The following is a 22,625-nucleotide window of genomic DNA, read 5'->3' on the forward strand; positions in this document are numbered from 1 at the left end:
ATCTAGGGAAATCAGCTTCCTATAAGGAAGCTGTATCCGCAGGCAAGGAAACTTCGTCCGCGTAGTTCGTTGCCATAATCTTGGCTACCCCTGCCGGGTCGGTCGTCTGCCCCAACGCCCACATCATTTTCGTCACCAGCGCTTCCGTTGTCATGTCATACCCCGGAATAACGCCCTTCTCCAGTACCTTTTGCCCCACTTCGTAAATCGTCAAATCCCCGCCCTCATAAGGACATTGAGTAGTCACGACAATACTCATACCGTCCTTCATCAGCTCCTCGATTTTGCTGATCAGGCTTCTTTCTTTAAAAGGAACGCCACCCATACCAAAGCCCTCAATGACGATACCTTTATAGCCCAAGCCCTGAATGGCATCGAAAATCGCCGGATTCGTACCCGGAATCAGCCTGAGCAGAAATACCTCCGAAGCATACCCGTCGTTGTATGGGTGACGAGCGGTACCGCGATTTGCAAATACGCCCTCCGTATAGATCACCTTACCGTTCTCCACGAGTCCGATATACGGATAGTTAATACTCTCAAAAGCATTATAGCTGCGTGTTCTGATCTTCGAGCTGCGGCTGCCGTTAATAATTTTGCCGTTAAACACAACAAAAACCCCGGCCACCTCGCCACATGCGGTCAGGAATGAGTCGATTACATTTTTTTTGGAATCGCTGTGCTCCGCCAAAATGGAAACCTGCGAACCTGTCACGACGACGGGCTTGTCTACGGTTCCCAGCATGAAGCTCAAGGCTGAAGCCGTATAAGCCATCGTATCCGTGCCGTGTGCAATGACAATACCGTCGTATTGATCGAGCGAACGATGTACCATCCGGGCGATAGAAGCCCAATCCTCAGGTTGTGTATTTGTGCTATCAATGCTCATCAGATTATGGGCATCAATCTCGCAGATCTCCTTCAGCTCCGGAATTTCCGCCAAAATATTTTCAGCCGATTGGGTCGGTGTCAGGCCGCTTTCCTGATAGGAGGAAGAAATGGTCCCTCCGGTATTAATGAACAAAACCTTTTTCATATGCCAATGTTCCTTCCCGATTACATCTTCACTGTATTGTTCTTAGAATTTATCATGAATAAGTGTGATAAGCTACTTTGCAATGGAAAAGAATTTGGGATATGAGGGGCCAAAAAAAGCACGACAAACAAGCGCGGGCTTTCCTTCCTCCTGCGACTTGTCTAACGTGCTTTTTACTATAGGTGCAATAACTCTACAGCGCTGCACCACATACCTATAACCCATCCACGTACTTCTTATGGGGATACAGGCTGCTCCTGTGGCGCTCTCTGTACCAACGCTTTGCCCAGAAACTGCCGTGTCCGTTCTTCCTTCGGATTGGTGAAAAACTGCTCGACGGGTCCCTGCTCCACGATCACGCCATGCTCCATTAGTACAACCCGATCCGCTACATCTCTCGCAAAACCAAGCTCATGTGTGACAATAATCATCGTATTGCCTTCACTCGCCACCTTTTGAATCACGGACAGCACTTCATCCACCAATTCAGGATCAAGTGAGGATGTCGGTTCATCGAACAACAACACCTGTGGATTTAGTGCTAAAGCACGGGCAATCGCAACTCGCTGCTGCTGTCCACCCGAAAGCTGGGCAGGATAATAAGTCATACGATCCTTTAACCCGACCTTTTCCAGAATGCTTTCACTGATCTCTCTCGCCTGCTTACGATCCAGCTTTTTCACACTGGTCAGACCAATCATCACATTGTGGAGTGCATTCAAATTTTTAAACAACTGATATTGCTGAAATACCATTGCCGTTGCCATCCGTAGTCCGAGAATGTCCTTTTTTCCCGCCTTGGCGGCATCGACCTTTACACCGTCAATTTCAATAACACCACTGGTCGGCTGTTCCAAAAAATTAATGCTGCGCAGCAGCGTGGACTTCCCCGATCCGCTTGGGCCCAGGATCACTACGACTTCTCCCTTGCCTACCGTTAGGTCTATGCCCTTCAACACGTGATGCTGTCCAAAATGCTTATGAATTTGATGAAGTTGAATCATACCCTTACTCACTTCTTTCGTAAATTCGAATACGCTTCTCCAGCACGACAAGCCCGCGCTCAATAATAATGCACACCAACCAGTAAATCAGAGATACCGCAACATATACCTCAAAAAAAGCCAACGCTCGCGCGCCCATGATTTTAGCCTGTCCCATCATATCGACGACACCGATCATAAAAATAAAAGACGTATCCTTCACCGTACTGATCAGCGTGTTTCCCAAATTGGGCAAAGCGACCGTCAACGCCTGCGGCAATACAATTTTGATCATAATTTGTGTTTGGCTCATACCGATGGAATTGGCAGCCTCAAATTGTCCCCGGTCGACTGAATGAATCGCCGCCCGGAACGTCTCCGACAAATATCCCCCGAGGTTCAATGAAAATGAGAGCAACGCAAACAGCTCGGGCGGAATGACATAGACATTGAATTGCTGTAAGAATCCATATTCGCTCTGGAAATAATACAGAAACTTGGGTATTCCATAATATACGAGAAACAGCTGCACAATGAGCGGTGTTCCCCGAATGTACGAGACATACAACGTAGACAATGGCGCCAAGACAGGCACCTTGTATATCCGGATTAAGGCCGTAGCTAACCCGATGATCCCACCCAGCAGCATGGACACAAACGCAATCCATAAGGTCACGGGGAGATACTCGACGATCTGGGGAAGGCTTTTCAGCATATAATCAAGATCAAACAGCTTTTCCATAGGAACCCCACTTTACCCTTTACATTGTTATTACTGAGGAATAAATTCTCCACCTGTCCACTGTTCAGACAATTTTTTCAGTGTTCCGTCCGCTTTCAGCTCTTTAATAATCGGGTCGATTTTAGCTTTCAGCTCTTCGCCCTGCTTATCCTTTTTGAACACCAGGTTGATGTTATCGCTTTGCACCGGCTCACCCACAGCTTCCACCTGCAAGCCTTCCTTCTTGATTGTTGCCGCCGCCATAACCGGATCATTCACATAAGCGTCCACTCGGCCATTTTGCACGTCTTGAAGGTTATCGGACGAAGTACCTGTATCATTGTATTTCAAAATAATTTTATTTCCGTTCTCCGCATTATACTGTTCCAGCAACTGTGTGTAGGAGTCGCCTACCGAGGCCGCTACCTTCTTGCCCTCCAAATCCTTGAGGGAATGAATATCCGTTCTACCCTTTTTCACAATAATAACCGACTGAGCCGAGAAATAGGACTCATCCGAGAACAAATACTTCTTCTCACGTTCGGGATTTTTGGCAACTTCATCGGCGATCATCTGAACTTTATTTGAATCTAGTGCAAGGAATATCGCATCCCAGCCCGAAGGTACAAATTCAATCTTATAACCGTCCAGCTTCTTGTCGATCTCCTTGACTACTTCCACATCGTATCCAGTCAGCTCGTTTTTATCATTCATAAAAGCAAACGGTGGGTAGTCATTTTGTGTGCCGACATAGATTACCTTATCCCCCGATGCCGCATCCTTCGAGGAACATCCACTCAAGGCACCCGTTAATAACACAAGAGATAGACCAATCGCTGCTACCAAAGCAGATTTCTTCATATTATGACATCCCCTTTTTAATATCCAAGTAATTTACTATGATTTTATATTATAACGGGTTATTCAAATAATACAACAAGTAAATTTCATATTGATTATTTAGCTATATGTTGCACAAAAAAGGACCCTTGCGGGTCCAATGTCATCCATGAAGCGGAAAACGCTCTGCTGGATGTTCCGGCAAAATGGACGAGATCAACCGTCGTACAGCCGGATGAGCAGATTCAAAAATCTGATCCTTCTCATCACAGCGCTCGATCAGTCTCCCCTGCTCCATCACAGCAATGCCATCGCAGACAGCATAAGCTGCCCGAATATCATGCGTGATGAACAGATATGACAATCCAAACGAAGATTTCAGTTCTCCCAGCAGGGATAAAATATGCATCTGGTGAACCATATCGAGGCTGCTGACGGACTCATCCAGCACGATCAGCTTTGGTTTGAGCGCAATCGCCCGTGCAATATTGATCCGCTGCAATTGTCCGCCACTGAACTGATGCGGATATTTAATCCGATCCTCTGGCTTGAGGCCGACCCGTTCCAGTAGGCTTTCGACCGTTCTTTTTTGTTCCTGCACCGATAACCGTTCGTAATTGTCCAATGGCTCCCCAATAATCTGCCCGGCGGTCATTCGGGGGTTTACAGCAGAGTAGCAGTCCTGAAATACGACCTGCATATCCCGTCGCATTCCCCTGCGGACTTGAGGGCTCGCATTATAAATGTCCTGTCCCTGGAACAGCACCTGACCCTCCTGCGGCTTCTCCAGCCCCAGAATAACCTTGCCCAGCGTGCTTTTACCGGCTCCACTGGTTCCAAGTAAGCCTAGGCAAAACCCACTCTCTATAGTAAGTGAAACGTTAGCCAACACAGGGGGGCGTGGTTCAGAACGGCCCAGCCATTTGCGCCTTCCATAGCTATGAGTTACTTTCTTCACTTGTAGCATACGCATTCGCTCCCCTTTTGAAAGTGTAACTGTCGAACAGGCGACTAACCACCTACCTGATTCATGCCCCGAATGGACAACTTGGGTCTGACTTGTAGCAGCATTTTGGTATATTCATTCTGCGGGTGATCGAACAACTGATGGACCTCAGCCTGCTCAACAATACGACCCTGCTGCATGACAGCCACTTCATCCGCCAATTGGGAAATGACGCCCAGATCATGCGAGATCAGCAAAATAGACGTATTGTATTCCGTACGCAAGCGATCCAGCTCTCTTAGCACCTGTAGCTGATTGACCACATCAAGCGCCGTCGTTGGTTCATCCGCAATAACCACTGCTGGCCGCAGGCACATGGAAATGGCAATCATGACCCGTTGCAGCATCCCGCCGCTCAACTGAAACGAATAACGCTTCATCAGCTTGGCTGGATCGGGCAAATTCATATTTTCCAGAGCCGTTATGGCAAGATCACGGGCCTGTCGTTTGGTTAATCCGGTGTGCGTGCGGACCGTTTCCATAAACTGAGCTCCGATCGTATACACTGGCGTAAAGGCGCTCATCGGATTTTGCATTATAAATGCGATTTCCTTGCCCCGAATACGCCGCATTTCCTCGGCCGCCATTCCGTTCAGTTCACGCCCGTTCAGACGGACACTACCTTCCACGTCCATCGTCTGGCGATCCAGCAGTTGGAGCAACGCTTTACAAGTCACCGTTTTGCCGCTTCCACTCTCACCGACAAGACCCAGAACTTGTCCCCTTTTCAGCTCAAAATGAGTTGGCTCCAGCAGAGATACCCCCCCGGCATCGGTTTTGAGCTTCACCTGTAAGCCGCTGACCTCCAGCACCTTCGCCCTGTCGTCCATCGTTGTAACTCACTCCTGTTTTACTGACGTTTGGCAATTCTGTATCGGTCGGACAGCGCCTCCCCCAATATATTGAAGGCCATCACCACCACCAGAATCATAACCCCCGGATAGATCATTAATTCCGGGTGACTGCGGATGTATCCCGTTCCCTCATGAATCATCGCTCCCCATTCGGGAGTCGGCGGTTGGATGCCCAAACCGAGGAAAGACAACGCAGAAATATCCATGATCGCCCAGCCCATTTCCAGCGTACCAATGACCACAATCGGCCTTAGTACATTTGGAATGATATGCCGGCGGATAATGGCCCCTGAGGAGGACCCGCTAATCCTTGCGGCAGCTATAAAATTCCGTTCTTTCAGACTGACGACCATATTGCGGCACATTCTGGCATAATACACCCACTGCACCATCATTAAAGCAAGCAGCACCTGCATGAGGCCCGGCCCAAAAATACCGACAATGCCCAGCACAAGCACCAAATTCGGAAACGCCATAATACCTTCGCAAAACCGCATCAACACACTATCGACCCAGCCACCCACATAACCTGCAAGCGACCCGATCACAACGCCGATACTAAGCGAGGACAGGAAAATTAATGTCGCAAAGCCGAGGGAAATCCGCGCTCCATACAGCAACCGGGATAAATTGCATCGACCCAAATGATCGGTCCCCAGCCAGTATTCTTTCGAAGGTCCCTCCAGCTTGTGCAGTAAATTGACTTTAACCGGATCATGGGGAGCCAGCCAAGGAGCTAGCGCCATAATGATAAAAAGAGCAGCCAGTACGACAGAGCAGACCACGATTACCTTTTGACTTTTGAACATTGTACGCAACCTTATCATCACTGCTCTGCTCGTCCCTTCGATGAAATTCGGGGGTCCATATACAAATGCACTAGATCAACGAGCAAATTGCATACGATGAACAGGCATGCCGCCAAAAACACATAGCATTGTATGACGGGAATATCCCGGTTAAAAATCGCTTCCACAAAATAACGGCCAAACCCGGGCCATGAAAACACCTGCTCCACAATAATTGTTCCGGTCAGAAGCTTGCCCAGATTCATACCCATACTTGTAATCAGTGGAGCAATGGCAATTTTCAGTACATGCTTGAGCATGATCACCCGCTCACGAATTCCTCTAGTTCTGGCATACTGCACATACGTTTCCTGAAGCTGCTCCAACACACTGGAACGCAGCAGGCGCGTATATAAAGCAATCAGAACCAGCGACAGGGTCAACGTGGGCAACACCAGATGCTGCCACGTTCCTCGCCCCTCCACAGGGAGCCAATCCAATCGGACAGAGAAAAAGAAGATTAACAAATATCCCAGCCAGAACTGGGGTATAGACGCGCCAAAATATGAAATTCCTCGACTAAGCAGGTCGATCCAGCCATTTTTACGCATCGCCGCCAGCACGCCCAGCGGAATACTTACCACAATAGATAGCAACATACTGCTCACAGCCAATTCAAAAGTGGCGGGCAGCCGAACCTTGACCTCATCCCACACCGGCTTGTTGGTTAGATACGAAGTACCAAAGTCCAATTGACTGATTCTTTGAAGTGTATGCATATACTGCGTCAGCAAAGGCTGATCCAGCCCGAACTCATGTCTTTTCTGCTCCAGAATCTCTGGAGTAGGGTAAATATGAGCAGCCGTCAAATAGGCCTCGGCCGGATCAACTGGTGAAATATGAATGAGTGCAAAGGTAACGAGGGTGGCAAAGAGAACAATAGGAATGACCGCTACCATTCGCTTCCCGATATAGCTGATCATGAGTTGTCCTCCTATCCTGTAAACTACCGTTACCCATCGGCTTCAGCTACTTTCCGATTTCAATTCCCTCAAACGGATTTTCATCCCGATTAGCCGGGAATACAAAGTTTGTAATCTTTTTCTGGTACACTGCCGTTTTCTTAATATACGAGATAGGCACAATGGCAGATTGCTCCTGGAGCGTCTTCAGAATCGAAGCATACAGCTCTTGGCGCTTGGTTTCATTTGTCGATGAGAGCGCTTCGTGTACTTGCTGATCCAGGTCTTTCTTCATCGGAAGGGCGCTCAGCACCTCGGAAATTCCGAAGCTCTTCTTAGCAATAACATTAATAAAGGAATGCGGATCATAAGGCGCACCATAGTTGTACCAGAAGTACAGATCAAACTGGTTGGATCTAAGACGCTTAATTTGAACCGTCAGCTCCAGTCCGGTCAGGTTCACTTTGACACCCAGTTCTCCCCATTCAGCCTGAATGGTTTCAGCCATCGCCTTTTGGATCGGATCGGTTTTATCGAAAATCAGCTCAAAATCTAGCTGTTGTCCGTCTTTTTCGCGTACTGTACCCCCTGCGGGCAGCTTCCAGCCAGCCTCATCCAGCAACGCTTTGGATTTTTCCACATCATAGCCAACAGGCTGTAAGTTTACATTCGTATACGGATAGTTTTTGGATAAAACCGTGTCCGCTGTTTCCTCCAGCCCCGAGGTTACACCTTCCACCATTGCCTGCTTGTTAAAGCCATGCTGGAGTGCCAGACGTACCCGAAGGTCTGCCAGCTTGGGATTGGATGAGTTGAGTAACAGGCTTCTTGTACCAACAGGCTCGGACAGCGTGGTAACATACTGATTCGTGTCGCGAAGCTGTTTGAAAGCATCCAGACTAATGACACCCTCTCCATAAATCAGATCCAGATCGCCTTTTTCAAAGGCCATTACACGGGTTTCGCCATCGGGAATGATTTTTACCGTAATTTTATCCACCTTTGGTGCAGTGCCCCAATAATTTGGATTACGCTTAAAGGTTGCATATTCATCTTGCTTGTATTCATCCAGCATCCAAGGTCCTGTACCTACAGGTTTCTTGATTCCTTTGGACGTATCTCCATCATCCGGGAACCCCGCTTCACCCAGAAAACGGAACGGGCGAACGACAGACAAATCCTGAAGCACTGGGTAGTATGGTTCTTTGAGTGTCATTCGGAAGGTGCTGTCATCTACAGCTTCAGTTTTGTCGAGAACGCCTACTATACCAAGCCAGCTGTGCGTCTTCTCATTTTTCATAATAGCGTCAAAGTTCTTTTTGACAATGCCCGCATTAAATAGCGTTCCATCCGAAAATTTCACACCTTTGCGTAGCTTAAACGTATATATTTTGCCGTCCTTGGATATAGTCCAGGATTCAGCCAAAGCAGGCTCCAGCTTACCTCCTTGCTTGTAGCTGACTAACGGCTCATAAATCATAGATTGTGCAAAAAGTTGGGAAGGATTATATACGTGAGGATTCATCGTACCAATGTCACGCGGCCACGATAGCGTGATCGACTTTTCATTGGCAGCTCCGTCAGTTGAGGTGGATGCAGGCGTGTTCTCCTGCTTCGCGCAGCCCAAAACAACGGATAATAAGAGGAGCGCCACCAACATAAGGGTGGCAGTCTTGCGGTGTCGAACGGACATCAATGTATTTCCCCTTTTCTATATATGTGATAATGATTATCATAATCATATTTAGAATAGGTACCACGTTCTATTTTGTCAACAACATTCGACAAGCCGTCCTCTTATTTATTTTTAAATTTGTAGAATATTAAATTTATGGCTTAATTCGCCAACGTTTGAAACAGAGCACGCGTGTACTCATGCTGTAACAAGTCTTCATCCCATTCCTTAAATATTTCCACGATCTCCCCCTGAACCATAACGGCAACGCGGTCACAAAACTGACGAGTAGATTGGAGATCGTGAGTGATGAATAGGTAGGACAACTGACGTTCCATCTGCATTCTTTTGAGCATGTCCAGTACAGAAGACTGCGTTGTCGTATCCAGATTGGCGATCGATTCATCGAACAAGATAATATCCGGCTCCACCGCCAACGCTCGGGCAATACATACCCGCTGTTTTTGCCCGCCACTTAGTTGTGTTGGGTATTTTTCCAGACATTCCGTGTCCAGCCCCACAGATTCCAGTAAAGACTGGCAAATATCGAGTGCTTGCGTTTTTCGTCCGGGAAAATAGTTGTGGATTGGCTCCTCCAAAATATCTCGTATGGTCATGCGAGGATGGAGCGAGGAAGACGAATCCTGTGCGACCAGTTGGATTCGTTTGTACAGATGGATATCCTTCACCCTTCCGGTGTGAATGGGCTGGTCATCCAGCCAAATCTCTCCTGAGGTCAACGACTCCAGCCCTAGAATACATTGTGCCAACGTGCTTTTGCCACTTCCACTTTCTCCAACCAGTCCGAGACATTCCCCCTGTTGTAACTCCAGACTCACCTTCTTCACGGCCTGCTCGCTATCTTGCGTGCTGAACCAACCTTTTCTCCGTTTGCGGACAGGGTATGCTTTGGTCACATTCTTCAATTCCAGCATCACTGGTTCATCCTTCCTTCCGGACCCATCTCCAACACTCGATCTGCTATGCGGCTCATACCCTGGCGATCATGTGAAATCAACAATATGGTGAGATCAAAGTCTTCTCTCAATTGTTGCAACAATGCCAGAATCTTGTCGCGGTTGATAACATCCAACGCCGTAGTAGGCTCGTCGGCAATAAAGAGGCTCGGACCGGAGCTTAACATTGCAGCCAGCAGCACCCTTTGACACATGCCTCCGCTTAGTTCAAAAGGATATGACGACAAAATATGCTCAGGATTTGCAAATCCAACCTTGCGGAGCAGAGAGCGCAAATAGGCCTCCCGCACTGGAGTAGCGCCTCCTCTGGCTATCTCCGTGGCACGGCTCAGCATCTGCCCCATCCGTGGCAGCACGCCCAGTGGGTGGACTTGCTGCGGTGCAGTGTGGGATGCGACAGCATCAGCGTGCCCCGGCTCCATCTGGTCATGCGGCATCCGACGCCGCCCGTGCAGTCTAAGCGTATCCATCAGCTGGGCGCGGACAGTCCGGATCGGGTTCAACCCGCTCAGCGACTGTTGAATGAGCAGGGCAATATCCTCTCGGCGCAGCCTTTGCCAGCGCCGTTCCTGGAACGGGAGGATGTCTTCCCCGTTATAATAGATACGCCCTTGCGTAACATTAATACCTGGTTCCAGCATGCCTGCGATTGCGTGTGCGGTCAGGCTCTTGCCGCATCCACTCGGTCCGGTCAGGGCCACAATCTCCCCTGAATATATGGAAAAGCTCACATCACGCAGCAGTAGTTTGCCCCCGCTTCCGCTTGCTCCTACGCCTGTGCGGCAGATTTCCAAATGTTCCACGTGTAACAACGGTCTTCGCCCTGCCACTTGTTCTATCGTATCCTTGCACCCAAGGGCTGTTTGATCCTCCACTATTTGTCCGCCCCCTTTTCCGAAAAGCGGTCGCCCAAAAGCTGGCAGGCAAGTACGAACAGCATAATCGCCAAGCCCGGGAAAATCATGACATGCGGGGCCACCTGAAAATACGAGGTTGCATCATGCAGCATCACGCCCCACTCTGGCTTAGGCGGCTGTACACCCAATCCAAGAAAGGACAGCCCAGCGATCATCAGCACCACGCGTCCGATATCCCATACCGCATAAACCAACAACTGCGGCAACGCTTGTGGCAATACATAACGGCTCAGTATACGTACGTGTGAATTGCCGGATAAACGGGCATATCGAACGTAGTCCTCCTGACAGGCTTTTTGAACCAGACTACGGATATACCGGACATAGACCGCCCACCGTACCGCAATAATCGCAAGGGTCATGTTAACAAAACCTGGACCCAAAATGCCCACAATTGCCACCGTTAAAATAATATCAGGAAAAGCCAGTACGCCGTCGATTCCCCGCATGATCAGCTGATCCACGCGTCCGCGCACATAACCAATGAGCAACCCTATAGGCAGACTGAAGCATAACGTAGCTACAGTAATTGCACATGCGATTAGCACGCTCATCCGAATCCCGTAAATTAGCCTTGACATTACATCCCGACCCAGATGATCCGTACCGAAAGGATATTTCCGACTGGGTGGTGCCAGACGGTTCAAAAGATCCACTTGAAGAGGATCATGAGGAGCGACCCATGGAGCTAATAACCCAAGCAGCACGATCAGACCAAACAGTACGCCTCCTGCCAGCAAGCTCCCTTGAAAGGAAAGCCGTATCTTTTTCATTTTCAGCTTCCCCCTTAACGCAAACGCAGCCTCGGATCTATCGCCGTCTGGACCACATCCACCAAACACTGAACTCCTACAATTAAAAATACGGCGAAAATAACATACCCCTGAATCACCGGATAATCTCGCTGTGTAATTGCATCTATAAAGTACTTGCCCAACCCCGGCCATGAAAAAATGGTCTCTACGATGACATTACCTGCCAGCATAAATGATAGATTGGTACCTAGCAGTGTAATTATAGGCAGAACCGCATGCTTAAATATCTCAAAAAACAGGATATGCATACGGGAAAAGCCTCGAGCCTTCGCTGCTTTCACAAAATTCCGGTCACCCAGCTCCAGCATTTGAGCGCGTAGTACACGGGCTTGCACAGCTCCCAAACCTGCGCCAAGAGTCAGCGCTGGGAGCACTAAATGTGTCCAATCCTCCCTTCCCATGGATGGGAGCCAGCCCAAGCGAACGGAGAATAGATAGATCAACAGAAAACCAAGCCAAAAAGAGGGGATCGACGATCCCAGCAGGGCGAATAGCCTGCCCAGACGATCCAATGGGCCGCTAATTTTTAGAGAGGCAGCCAGCCCCAACCCCAGCGTAAGCACCGTCATGACGGCAAAGCCCGCAGCAGCTAGCTCCACAGTAGCAGGCAGTCTGTTCCACAGTTCGGCTAGCACGGATTCCTTGGATACATACGAGGTGCCCCAATGCCCTGTGAACACATCCCGCAGCCAGTTCACATATTGAATATGAAACGGTTCGTTTAAGCCTAGTTCCTGCCGTAGCGTCGTCAACGCCTCCTCAGAGGCAGGGACATTATGCGCGGTGAGCAAAATGGTAGCAGGGTCTCCAGGAGCCAGCCGCATCAGTACAAAAGTCAGCGTGGATACAACAAATACAATGATGAGCAGCTGCGCCACACGTTCCAGTATAAAACGAATCATAGGATACGCCGCTCGTTATTCCGCAATATCGGATTGCGCTGTAATGTAGTAATACTCGATCGGATGGGGTGTAAAACCCTCTACCCCTTTTTTCACACCAAACACATTGTCAGGATGCACAATGAAGGACTGTGGCAAATCCGTATTGATGATATCCAGCGCTTGTAGTGTCACAGCATTACGCTGCGCTGTATCCTTCGCCAGCTTCAAGCTGTTAAGAATACTCTGCAGCGGTTTGGAACTATAACGGCTTACATTGGCTTCGCTTTGCGAAGAATAAAACATGTCCATAAAATATTGTGGCTCTCCTGTATGAGCAGTAAGCATACTGTACATAGCAAAATCCCAATCGTTTTTGGTCAACGCCTCGTCGATATTTTCCACCTTGCGAATCTTGACCTGGATTCCCTCTTTCAGCAATTGGCTTTGGATGACCTCAGCCATAACAGAGAGCTCTGGACGCTGAGGAAAAGTCAGCAGCGTAACCTCGAACGGCTTGCCTTGCTTAGTCCATGTCCCTTGGGCGTCCTTCTGCCAGCCATCCTTCGTTAACAGCTGATCCGCCGTTCCGTCCAGCGCTTTACGCTCAACTTTACCGAAGGGAAGAATGCTCGGGAACGGACTGCTTGCTTCCGTACCGAAGCCCCTCATGACGGCGCTCACAATCGATGTGCGTGGAATCAGGCTGTCCACCACCTTACGGTTCGCCGCATCCTTGAATACTGGGGATTCCATATTATACACGAGCATATGGGTGCGCAAGGAGGGAGCCGACAGCACCTGTAGCTTGTCGTTCTTTTTCAGTACCTCTGCGTTATCAACCGGAATATCCGTCGCTACATCCACCTCGCCGGATTGCAGCGCCATCAGGCGCGAATTCCCGTCCGTAATGAACTTCATCGTCGCTTCAGCCAATCGTGCCTTCTCGCCCCAATATCCGTCATAACGCTCTACGATCAAGGATTGGTCCTTGTTGAACGCTTTGATTTTAAAGGCGCCTGTCATCGCTGGGTAACTCTGCTCATCTTTCATCGATGTCACATCCAGTACAATCGTCGATGGATCAGCTAGATTGGACACCAACGCCGCATTCGGCTGGTTTGTCGTGATCTTTAAGGCCAGCGGGCCGCTTACATCAATGGACTTCACATTCAGTAAATCCTTCGCCAGATGGCTTTTCTCGATAGAGCGTAGCAAAGATGCTTTTACACTTGCTGCATCCATACTCTTTCCATTATGAAAAGTGACTTTATCCTGCAAGCTGAACGTCCAAACTGTAGGACTATCCTGCTTCCACTCCTTTGCCAGCCAAGCCACAGGCTCCAGCTTTTCATTCAAACGTACCAGTGTCTCACCTGCACCGGATCGCATCACATCCCAGCTATTATCTCCGTGCGGGTCAACACCTGACGGTTTCCATGTATACGCCATTACCAGCTTTTTACCTGTCGCTGTTTGTTGTGCTGACGCGTTCTCATCTTTGCCGGAGCTATTCGACGTCTTATTGCTAGTACATCCCGAAAGAGCCATAACTGCCAGTAACAGCATCACCCCTGTACATATCAACCATGAGCGCCTGCTACGATTGCTAATCATTCGATGAATCCCCCTCTATCTTGTAAAATCATATAAACCTAACGCAAAAGGCGAAAAAAGCATTCCAGACCACTTGATCAGCAGTCAGAAATGCTTTCATTATAAAATGTCAAAACACACCTCGAAGCCAACTCCAAAAACATAGAAGGGATCAGATCGGTTTCAGACATTCCGTATGCAGCACGCCTAACCACCTCCCCAGCATCCCGTGGGTCTGACAGTGATGTCAAAACAGGCAGGTCTCCTGACTCCAAGCGTATCTTTCAGGCCTTCCCGGTTCTTCACAGTTCCAGTGGCTGTTCTGAAAGCTCCAGCAGTATCCTGCTGATGCCTGTATACAGTGGCGGGCCCGTGTCGGAATCAACCGAACTTCCCTTTTAAGTGAACACGCTCAACAACTATCCACATGGTCTCAACAAAACCCCGTACATAGAGTCGTCCGGCTCACACCTGTTTTCTTCCTTTATTTCTTTCCATTACGATCTTATTTTGTTGTCACAGGCTTGTCAATAAAGGCTGCACAATAATTTAAATTTGAACAATATGGCGAGAATGAAGGTAATGGCTATTCATTGCGTGCACGAAATGAACGTGCTAAAATTAGGTATAGAGTAAACCACCGTGTCCGTATACTAAAAAGAGCCTTCGCCGCGCCAACGGCAAAGACTCTTAGGACTTGAAAGGCTGTGGATCACCACCACGGCGCGCTGCACAACTAAATGTTAATGCAAACGAAACCCACCGTTAGGCGCCTAACCTAATTACGCGGTGGGTTTTCGCTTGTCCGAAATTTCCGACGTAGCCAGCGATAAAGTTTACGAATACTAAACACCAGGCTTAGTAACGTAACCATCCAACGCAACACATCGTAGCACGACACAAGGTTGACCATCGGCTTCACCCCCTTTCGGGAAGCTGCACCGTGGTCCGAAAACATCCACCACTATTCAAAATCCATAATTTGGATTATACCATGCCCCTTCCTACCACTCTAGCAAATTCTTCTAGCGCATAAACTGGAAAACGCACCAAATTAGAGCTACCCATTTCATCCCGAAGCTTTATCTATATGTCCCCACACGGCAAGGGTATCTACTATCTGGATAACTCCATGCCAAAAAGCCGGAAAAGAGGCATACGTCCTCTCTCCGGCTATCTTTATTTATTCCTAATCATCAAACCTTCTGTGGAACCTCCGAAACCGTCACGCTTTTGACCGATTCCCCTTGTTTTCTCGTCAAAACAATGTTCAAGACAATCGCTGTAATCGAACCCGAAACGATCCCATTTTGCAGCAGCATTTTGGCAAAGCTCGGCAGCTGGTCGAACATTTGTGGCAGAACGGCAGAGCCTAGGCCCACGGCAATACTGCATGCTGCGATCAGCAGATTGCTTTCCTTCCGCAGATCCACTTCTGACAAAATAGACATGCCTGATGCAGCAACCGAGCCAAACATGACGATCATCGCCCCGCCCAGCACAGCGTTAGGAATCACTGTCGTTAAGGCAGCCAGCTTAGGCAGCAAACCAAGAACAACCATGATCCCGCCCGCAGCAAAAATAACGTTCCGCGATTTGACGCGTGTGAGTGAGATCAGGCCAACATTTTGCGAGAAAGCTGTATAAGGAAACGCATTAAAAATACCCCCAAGCATAATCGCGAGTCCTTCGGAACGTAGACCATTGACGATCTGCTTCTGTTCCACCTTCTGATCAATCGCTTTGCCTACTGCCAGATAAACGCCTGTAGACTCAACCATACTGACAATATTGACGATAATCATCGTACATACTGCCATCATGCTAAACTCTGGCTTACCAAAATAAAACGGCTGCGCGACACTCACCCATGAGGCTTCCGCCACGGGAGCAAAATGCACCATTCCCATTCCATAAGCAACCACCGTACCCGCGAACAGACCAATAAGCACGGAAATCGAGCGCAAAAAGCCTTTTGCCAACCGATTCACAAGCAGGATAACCAGTAGTGTAACTAACGCCAACAGCAAATTACGTGGCTGTCCAAAATCCGCGCTGTCCTGGCCCCCTGCTACATTGTTCATCGCCACCGGAATAAGAGATAGACCGATAATCGTAACGACCGAACCCGTAACGACCGTCGGGAAAAAGCGTAGCAACTTGCCATACAACGGTGCCGCTAATACCACAAATATACCGGACAAAATGATGGCACCGTACGCTGTCGCTAAATTTGAGGTCGAAGCAATTGCGATAATGGGCCCTACTGCCGTAAACGTACAGCCTAAAATGACAGGCAGTCTACTACCGAAAAAGCGTGTTCCCATAATCTGTAATAACGTAGCAATCCCGCAAGTGAACAAATCGGCAGCCACCAAATAAGCCATCTGGGCTGGTGTCAGGTGCAATGCTCCCCCTACAATTAGAGGTACAGCAATTGCTCCGGCGTACATGGCCATGACATGCTGGAAACCCAGCGCGAATAACTTTTGTTTACTTAACATCCCACATTCTCCTTAACGGGAGGAATCACCGCGCCAGCTTCCTCTATAAAATGAACCTCGCCTGGTGCCATGGAAGCGATACGCGCAAGAGAACGGACGGCAACGCCTCTTTGCTCCAACAGTCCACGGCCTTCCTGGAAGCTCTTCTCAATCACACAGCCAACCCCGGCCAGCTCCGCTCCTGCCTCCTTCACAATATCCGTAAGTCCGACCAAGGCTGCGCCAGTAGCCAGAAAATCATCCACGATCAGCACATGGTCGCTAGCATCGAGATATTTTTGGGAAATGCTCACCTGATAGGTTTCCTGCCGAGTGAACGAATGAACCTCTGCGAAGTATACCTGCTCATTCAGCGTGATTGCCTTCTTTTTCTTCGCATAAATGAACGGGACCCCCAAGGCAATAGCAGTAGCCATAGCAAATTGAATACCACTAGCTTCAATGGTAAGTACCTTGGTGATCGGAGCACTGCCGAAAAGGCGTGCAAACTCCTTACCAATCTCCAATGCTAATGCTGTATCTACCTGATGATTCAAAAATGAATCTACCTTTAATACGGTGTCAGATAAAATTTGTCCCTCTTGACGAATACGTTCCTCCAAAGCTTTCATTATGCGAGTATCGCTCCTTCTGTACTTTAAAATAGTATAAAACCTGCCAAAACCAAAAAAGGACAGGCTCCCTTGAGTTGTTTCTCAAGTGAAGCCTGTCCTTGGGGTTGTCATCCCTGACGGATTGGCGCACAAATAAATGCCCGCATTCATCCAAAGCCGATGCGCTATCACTCATAGTCGGACGATTACAGTGGTCATCCGGTAGAAACTTTTGGGCCATATCCCCAATATTATACGAGTCATATGAAATTGATATCTTGTATACTACACCCTCTGGCGGGCGGTTTCAAGACTATTTTTCATACAGACAGCGGCATTTGGAGAACCTTCCACAATTGGAATATCGTAAAATCAAATCGAACTTTGTTCAAGGTATATATATTGTGAGGACTTTGCATTATCCTGATTGTAGAAAACAGATAAAAAAACAAAAATGCATACAAAACAACACTTAATTTTAATTATAATTTTAGAAAACAAAAATAAAACCACAAATTCAACTTCCGTTTCTGTTGACTGCAAAGAAAAACAGAAGTAGTATGGAGTTAGTTAAGAAAACAAAAGGCAGACTTTCAGGCTGCCCGTATTTTATCCATGCAAGGAGATTGGATATGAATAATTATCTTGCTGTTGATATTGGAGCTTCAAGCGGAAGGCTCGTAAGTGCAACTTTGCAAGGTGACCAGCTACACTTGCAAGAGCTTCACCGTTTCAACAACTCCTTTACCGAAAAAAACGGACACGATTACTGGAATATCGACGAACTATTAAATGAGATTATTCAGGGCTTGCAAAAAGCTAAACAAAAAGGGATTCATTCCTGTACGCTCGGCATTGATACATGGGCTGTAGATTACGTGCTGCTTGATCAGAAAGGTAACCGCATTCATGAGGTATACGCTTACCGGGATGCACGTACCCTCCATGCACACGATAGGCTGCATCAGCTCATCAGTCGAGAGGCTGTGTATGAGAAAACAGGCATTCAGGAACTAAACTTTAATACCCTGTATCAACTGTTCGTCCATGATCGGGAACAGCTTGCCCAGGCGGATAAAATATTGATGGTCCCCGATTATCTGTACTATCGCCTGACAGGCATCATGATCAATGAAATGACGAATGCGTCCACGATGCAGCTTCTCAACGTGAACTCCCGAGAGTTTGATGAAGACCTGCTCTCCCTGCTCCAACTGCGACGCAATCAGTTTTCAGAGCTTGCCGAGCCTGGACGGGTTCTGGGTTCTCTTTTGCCGGAGCTTGTTCAAAAATACGATCTTCCAGACTGTCAGATCATTCTTGCGCCGACTCACGATACTGCATCGGCTGTTGCAGGTGTTCCGTCACAGCGGGAAGAACCTTGGGCTTATATTAGCAGCGGAACGTGGTCACTACTGGGAATGGAACGATCCGAAGCCTTGAATACCAAGGCAGCCATGCAGGCGAACTACACGAATGAGTGGGGCGCTTACGGTACGTACCGTTTTCTGAAAAATATTATGGGATTATGGATGATTCAGGAGGTTAGGAGAGAGGGCGGTTCCGCACATAGCTTTGCCGAATTGGCCGAACTGGCTTCAGCAGAGGCACCGTTTGTCAGTCTCGTCCTCTGTAACCAGTCATCCTTTTTAAACCCGGATAGTATGACCGTTGAAATCCAGCGATTCTGTGAAGAAACAGGCCAGCCCATCCCCAGGACGCCGGGTTCACTCGCCCGCTGTATTTTTGACAGTCTGGCCTTAAGCTACCGCGATGCCTTACACGAACTGCAATGTTTAACAGACGAAACAATTACCAGATTGCACATTGTTGGCGGAGGCGCTAACAACGAATTACTATGTCAGCTAACCGCCGATCTCTTGGGAATTGAGGTTCAGGCAGGTCCTTCCGAATCTACGGCCATCGGCAATATTGTCGTGCAATTAATTAGCTCTGGTGTTCTTGAGGATCTCAAAGCTGCTGGCCGAACCATCGCCCGCTCCTTTCCGACTCGGCTATATGAGCCACAATCGGTGGAAGGCGTGCAAGAACTTTTGGATCGCTGGGAGCACCTTAAGATACAAGCAACATCCTCTATTCACATATCTCAATAAAGGAGTAAAGCCATGAACGAAGCTAATGAAGCCAGTTATAACGAAGCGAAAAAGCTGTATGCCCGCCACGGTATTCAAGTTGACGATATTTTACAGAAGCTTTCACAAATCAAAATATCACTGCACTGCTGGCAGGGAGATGATGTTCAGGGATTTCTGTTCAAAGACAAACAGCTTAGCGGGGGGATTGCCGTAACGGGCAGCTACCCGGGCAGAGCAGGCTCGCCGCATCAGTTGCGTCAGGATTTAGAAAAAGCTCTAGCACTCATTCCGGGTAAACACAAGGTCAATTTGCACGCAATCTATGCGGACACCACAGAACAAGTGGATCTGGATCAACTGGAGCCACGCCATTTTCAGAACTGGGTAGACTGGGCTAAGCAGCAAGGGCTTGGGCTTGATTTTAATCCAACACTGTTCTCCCATCCCAAAGCGGAAGACGGCTTCACACTGAGCCATAAGGATTCGAAAATTCGTGATTTCTGGATCACACACTGTAAAAAATCACGTAGGATTGCAGAGCATTTTGGAAAAGAACTCGGTCAGCCCTGTGTCACAAACCACTGGATGCCGGATGGTTACAAGGATACCCCTGTTGATCGGTTGGCTCCAAGAGAACGGCTGCGTGATGCGCTGGACGAAATTTTCAGCGAGGAAATCAGCGAGGAATACAACATCGATGCGGTTGAAAGCAAGCTGTTTGGCATCGGCTCGGAAAGCTATGTCGTGGGCTCCCATGAATTCTATATGGGTTACGCCCTGACACGCGGTAAATCTATCTGTCTCGATGCTGGTCACTTCCATCCAACCGAAGTCATTTCGAACAAACTGTCCTCTGTGCTGATGTTCACCGACCAATTATTGCTCCATGTCAGCAGACCGGTTCGCTGGGACAGTGATCATGTCGTGACAATGGACGACGAATTGCTGGACATTGCCCGTGAGCTGGTTCGCGGTGAATTGCTTTCCCGAACCCATATCGGTCTTGATTTCTTTGATGGAAGTATCAATCATGTAGCAGCATGGATCATCGGAACACGCAACACGATCAAAGCGCTGCTTCGCGCTATGCTCGAACCGATTGAAGCATTAAAGCAGGCGGAAGAGGAACGGGACTTTACCACTCGTCTTGCTCTGGTCGAAGAGTTTAAATCGTATCCGTTTGGTGCCATATGGGATTACTATTGCGCTCAAAACGGCGTTCCTGTTCGTGAGGAATGGCTGGCCGAAGTTAAAAATTATGAACAACAGGTACTGCTGAAACGTTAACTACTGTACTGATAATGCTTATATTCATATCATCCAAAAGGGAGAGATTATCCATGACTACTGTACTGGAGAATCAAAAAGAACGAAAATCGGGACTGGATATCCCATTTGTTCGCGAGATGGCGGAAATTACACAAAACATGTGGAAATTCGGCTGGGATGAACGCAATGGAGGGAATGTAAGCTATATTCTGGATGAAGCTGAGGTTGCAAAATATATAGATATTCATCAGGTCATTCGGACGATTAAACCTGCTTTCCCGGTGAATGAACTGGCTGGTAAATATTTTATCGTCACCGGATCAGGGAAATATTTCAAAAACGTAATTGCAGATCCAGAAGCTAACTTAGGAGTCCTTCGTGTCTCCCAGGATGGCGAGCAATTGGAAGTCTTGTGGGGCCTCAAACATGGCGCAGTGCCTACCAGTGAGTTGCCTTCCCATTTTATGAGCCATATTGAGCGCTTGAAGGTCGATCCTAGCCATCGTGTTGTGATTCATAATCATGCCACCCATGTTATTGCCATGACTTTCATTCATAGTCTGGACGAAAACCAATTCACCAAAACGCTGTGGGAAATGTGTACTGAATGTATTGTCGTCTTCCCAGACGGTATCGGTGTAATCCCTTGGATGGTACCGGGTTCCAGCGAAATCGGCCGCGAAACGGCTAAAAAAATGAAGGATCATCACGCTGTATTATGGCCTCATCATGGCATTTTCGGAACGGGCAGCTCCATTGATGAAGCATTTGGCCTGATTGAAACGATTGAAAAAGCGGCGCAAATTTATATGCTCATTGCTCACCATGATATTCAGCAACGGATTACAGATCAGGAATTGGCCGATCTGGCCAAAGCCTTCAACGTTACTCCAAAAGAAGGAATCCTGAACGTATAAATATAGACTAATCTCCATCTCATAATACAGAACTTAAAAGGCTCCATGGATCGTCTTAAACTGGCCATGGAGCCTTTGGCATACCTAGTTTCAATTATATAACCCTCAATTCCAATGAATTAACTTGTAATTATGCTTTCCTTTATATACAATAAAATCAAAATTCCCTTATCTCCACCAAAGGAGAGGTGACAAGTTATGAAAAGAGCAAAAAATGAAGATCACTTCGACATCGTGGAAGACCATTATTTCACAGCCACCGAATTGGAAAAATCCAGCGCCGTTTGGCCTGTCAGACTAGGTATGGATATTTCGAAAACAAGCTGCCATGTCGGTCCCAAGGCTGTTCCCTATTTTTATTTGATTTTTGTACTTGAAGGTCAGGCTGAGTTTATTTATAAGCAACAAAAGTACCGCGTCCAAAAGTCTGATTTATTCTGTTTTTTTCCGCATCTTGCCCATGAATATTACACCGATCAGGAGCACCCGTTGCAAAAGGTATGGATTGCCTTTGAGGGACCCAAGTCCCTCGCATTGCTGGAGCGGATCGGAATTAATCCCTCTACGCCATTGATGGCTAACGCAGTGAGCGAGGAAATCCTCGGACTTATCTCCAACCTGTTTTCCATCGTACACGACAACAGCAGACAGGGCAGCGATCTGGCCCGCTTGATTACACTGCACCAGATCTTCGAGGAATTGTCCCGCAACACATCTGACGTGCTGCGCAACTTTGTATGCTCTGATTATTGGCTCCAGCAGGGGAAAGATTACATTGAAATGCATTATTGTGACCGTGTTACGATTGAACAAATTGCCGAGCATGTAGGTGTGGATCGTGCGCATTTTTCACGTAAATTCCATTCCACCTTCCTCATCTCTCCTGCCAAGTATTTGCAAAACCTCAAGATTAACGAAGCCAAAAGATTACTGGAGCAGACGACTTACAATTTGTCGATCATAGCCCAGTCCATCGGCTATACCGATATGTCCACCTTTTCCAAGGCATTTAAGAAAACAGCAGGGATTCCACCGCGTGAGTATCGCTTCCGACATCAGTCCCGGCAAGAGATTCGTACCGTCAACGCTTAGTCGGAATCCAGTAACGTTAAAGAGAGCCACTGTATACGGTGTCTCTCTCTTTTTATGACCTGATCCTAATTCGCACTTGGTTCTGAGCCCTTTCAACGCTATA

The 22,625-nt window shown here is 47.9% G+C and carries 20 protein-coding genes and 2 riboswitches; of the genes, 4 read left to right on the forward strand and 16 right to left on the reverse strand.

The window, feature by feature from the left end; genetic code table 11:
* Positions 1-19 precede the first annotated feature (19 nt).
* The 16 genes from ACYCSE_RS08360 to ACYCSE_RS08435 form a co-directional block, all read right to left on the reverse strand.
* The gene (locus ACYCSE_RS08360) at positions 20-1,036 is read right to left on the reverse strand and encodes an asparaginase (RefSeq protein ID WP_459702005.1); all 1,017 of its coding nucleotides are present in this window, start codon (positions 1,034-1,036) and stop codon (positions 20-22) included.
* 236 nt (positions 1,037-1,272) lie between these two features.
* A complete protein-coding gene (locus ACYCSE_RS08365) occupies positions 1,273-2,040 on the reverse strand; it encodes an amino acid ABC transporter ATP-binding protein (protein ID WP_459702007.1) in 768 nt (255 codons plus the stop codon).
* Positions 2,041-2,044: 4 nt separating this feature from the next.
* Positions 2,045-2,761: an amino acid ABC transporter permease gene (locus ACYCSE_RS08370; RefSeq protein WP_459702008.1), complete on the reverse strand. Its 717-nt coding sequence runs from the start codon at positions 2,759-2,761 to the stop codon at positions 2,045-2,047.
* Between the two features lie 30 nt (positions 2,762-2,791).
* Positions 2,792-3,601: a transporter substrate-binding domain-containing protein gene (locus ACYCSE_RS08375; RefSeq protein WP_061829538.1), complete on the reverse strand. Its 810-nt coding sequence runs from the start codon at positions 3,599-3,601 to the stop codon at positions 2,792-2,794.
* Between the two features lie 142 nt (positions 3,602-3,743).
* Positions 3,744-4,553, reverse strand: coding sequence for a nickel import ATP-binding protein NikE (gene nikE, locus ACYCSE_RS08380; protein WP_039271913.1), 810 nt, complete (start codon positions 4,551-4,553; stop codon positions 3,744-3,746).
* Positions 4,554-4,591: 38 nt separating this feature from the next.
* A complete protein-coding gene (locus ACYCSE_RS08385) occupies positions 4,592-5,416 on the reverse strand; it encodes an ABC transporter ATP-binding protein (RefSeq protein ID WP_459702009.1) in 825 nt (274 codons plus the stop codon).
* A 20-nt stretch (positions 5,417-5,436) separates the two neighbouring features.
* The gene (gene nikC, locus ACYCSE_RS08390; RefSeq protein WP_459702492.1) at positions 5,437-6,267 is read right to left on the reverse strand and encodes a nickel ABC transporter permease subunit NikC; all 831 of its coding nucleotides are present in this window, start codon (positions 6,265-6,267) and stop codon (positions 5,437-5,439) included.
* Positions 6,267-7,211, reverse strand: a complete 945-nt coding sequence (gene nikB / locus ACYCSE_RS08395; RefSeq protein WP_165178117.1) for a nickel ABC transporter permease subunit NikB — start codon at positions 7,209-7,211, stop codon at positions 6,267-6,269. Before nikB (ACYCSE_RS08395) ends, nikC begins: the two co-directional genes overlap by 1 nt.
* A gap of 46 nt (positions 7,212-7,257) precedes the next feature.
* Complete coding sequence (gene nikA, locus ACYCSE_RS08400; protein WP_459702011.1) at positions 7,258-8,883, reverse strand: nickel ABC transporter substrate-binding protein; 1,626 nt, start codon at positions 8,881-8,883, stop codon at positions 7,258-7,260.
* A gap of 143 nt (positions 8,884-9,026) precedes the next feature.
* Positions 9,027-9,803, reverse strand: a complete 777-nt coding sequence (locus tag ACYCSE_RS08405; RefSeq protein WP_459702012.1) for an ABC transporter ATP-binding protein — start codon at positions 9,801-9,803, stop codon at positions 9,027-9,029.
* Complete coding sequence (locus ACYCSE_RS08410) at positions 9,800-10,717, reverse strand: ATP-binding cassette domain-containing protein (protein ID WP_459702013.1); 918 nt, start codon at positions 10,715-10,717, stop codon at positions 9,800-9,802. Before ACYCSE_RS08410 ends, ACYCSE_RS08405 begins: the two co-directional genes overlap by 4 nt.
* The gene (locus ACYCSE_RS08415; RefSeq protein ID WP_459702014.1) at positions 10,717-11,532 is read right to left on the reverse strand and encodes an ABC transporter permease; all 816 of its coding nucleotides are present in this window, start codon (positions 11,530-11,532) and stop codon (positions 10,717-10,719) included. Before ACYCSE_RS08415 ends, ACYCSE_RS08410 begins: the two co-directional genes overlap by 1 nt.
* Before the next feature lie 14 nt (positions 11,533-11,546).
* Positions 11,547-12,476, reverse strand: a complete 930-nt coding sequence (nikB, locus tag ACYCSE_RS08420) for a nickel ABC transporter permease (protein ID WP_039271928.1) — start codon at positions 12,474-12,476, stop codon at positions 11,547-11,549.
* A 15-nt stretch (positions 12,477-12,491) separates the two neighbouring features.
* Positions 12,492-14,072: an ABC transporter substrate-binding protein gene (locus ACYCSE_RS08425; protein ID WP_459702015.1), complete on the reverse strand. Its 1,581-nt coding sequence runs from the start codon at positions 14,070-14,072 to the stop codon at positions 12,492-12,494.
* Between the two features lie 217 nt (positions 14,073-14,289).
* Positions 14,290-14,493, reverse strand: a riboswitch (cobalamin riboswitch).
* Positions 14,494-15,247: 754 nt separating this feature from the next.
* Positions 15,248-16,555: a nucleobase:cation symporter-2 family protein gene (locus tag ACYCSE_RS08430; protein ID WP_459702017.1), complete on the reverse strand. Its 1,308-nt coding sequence runs from the start codon at positions 16,553-16,555 to the stop codon at positions 15,248-15,250.
* Entirely contained in the window at positions 16,549-17,166 is a 618-nt protein-coding gene (locus tag ACYCSE_RS08435; protein ID WP_459702018.1) for a xanthine phosphoribosyltransferase, read from the reverse strand. The genes ACYCSE_RS08430 and ACYCSE_RS08435 overlap by 7 nt, the downstream gene beginning before the upstream one ends.
* A 157-nt stretch (positions 17,167-17,323) precedes the next feature.
* Positions 17,324-17,427: riboswitch (purine riboswitch) on the reverse strand.
* Positions 17,428-17,780: 353 nt separating this feature from the next.
* Here ACYCSE_RS08435 and rhaB point away from each other — a divergent pair.
* The 4 genes from rhaB (at position 17,781) to ACYCSE_RS08455 (ending at position 22,522) form a co-directional block, all read left to right on the forward strand.
* The gene (gene rhaB, locus ACYCSE_RS08440) at positions 17,781-19,262 is read left to right on the forward strand and encodes a rhamnulokinase (RefSeq protein ID WP_459702019.1); all 1,482 of its coding nucleotides are present in this window, start codon (positions 17,781-17,783) and stop codon (positions 19,260-19,262) included.
* A 12-nt stretch (positions 19,263-19,274) separates the two neighbouring features.
* Positions 19,275-20,531 (forward strand): L-rhamnose isomerase, encoded by a 1,257-nt coding sequence (gene rhaA / locus ACYCSE_RS08445; protein WP_459702020.1) that lies wholly within the window; start codon positions 19,275-19,277, stop codon positions 20,529-20,531.
* A 53-nt stretch (positions 20,532-20,584) separates the two neighbouring features.
* Positions 20,585-21,430, forward strand: a complete 846-nt coding sequence (rhaD, locus tag ACYCSE_RS08450; protein WP_061829820.1) for a rhamnulose-1-phosphate aldolase — start codon at positions 20,585-20,587, stop codon at positions 21,428-21,430.
* 198 nt (positions 21,431-21,628) lie between these two features.
* A complete protein-coding gene (locus tag ACYCSE_RS08455) occupies positions 21,629-22,522 on the forward strand; it encodes an AraC family transcriptional regulator (RefSeq protein ID WP_069290685.1) in 894 nt (297 codons plus the stop codon).
* Positions 22,523-22,625: the final 103 nt, after the last annotated feature.

This window comes from Paenibacillus sp. SEL1, assembly GCF_054602535.1.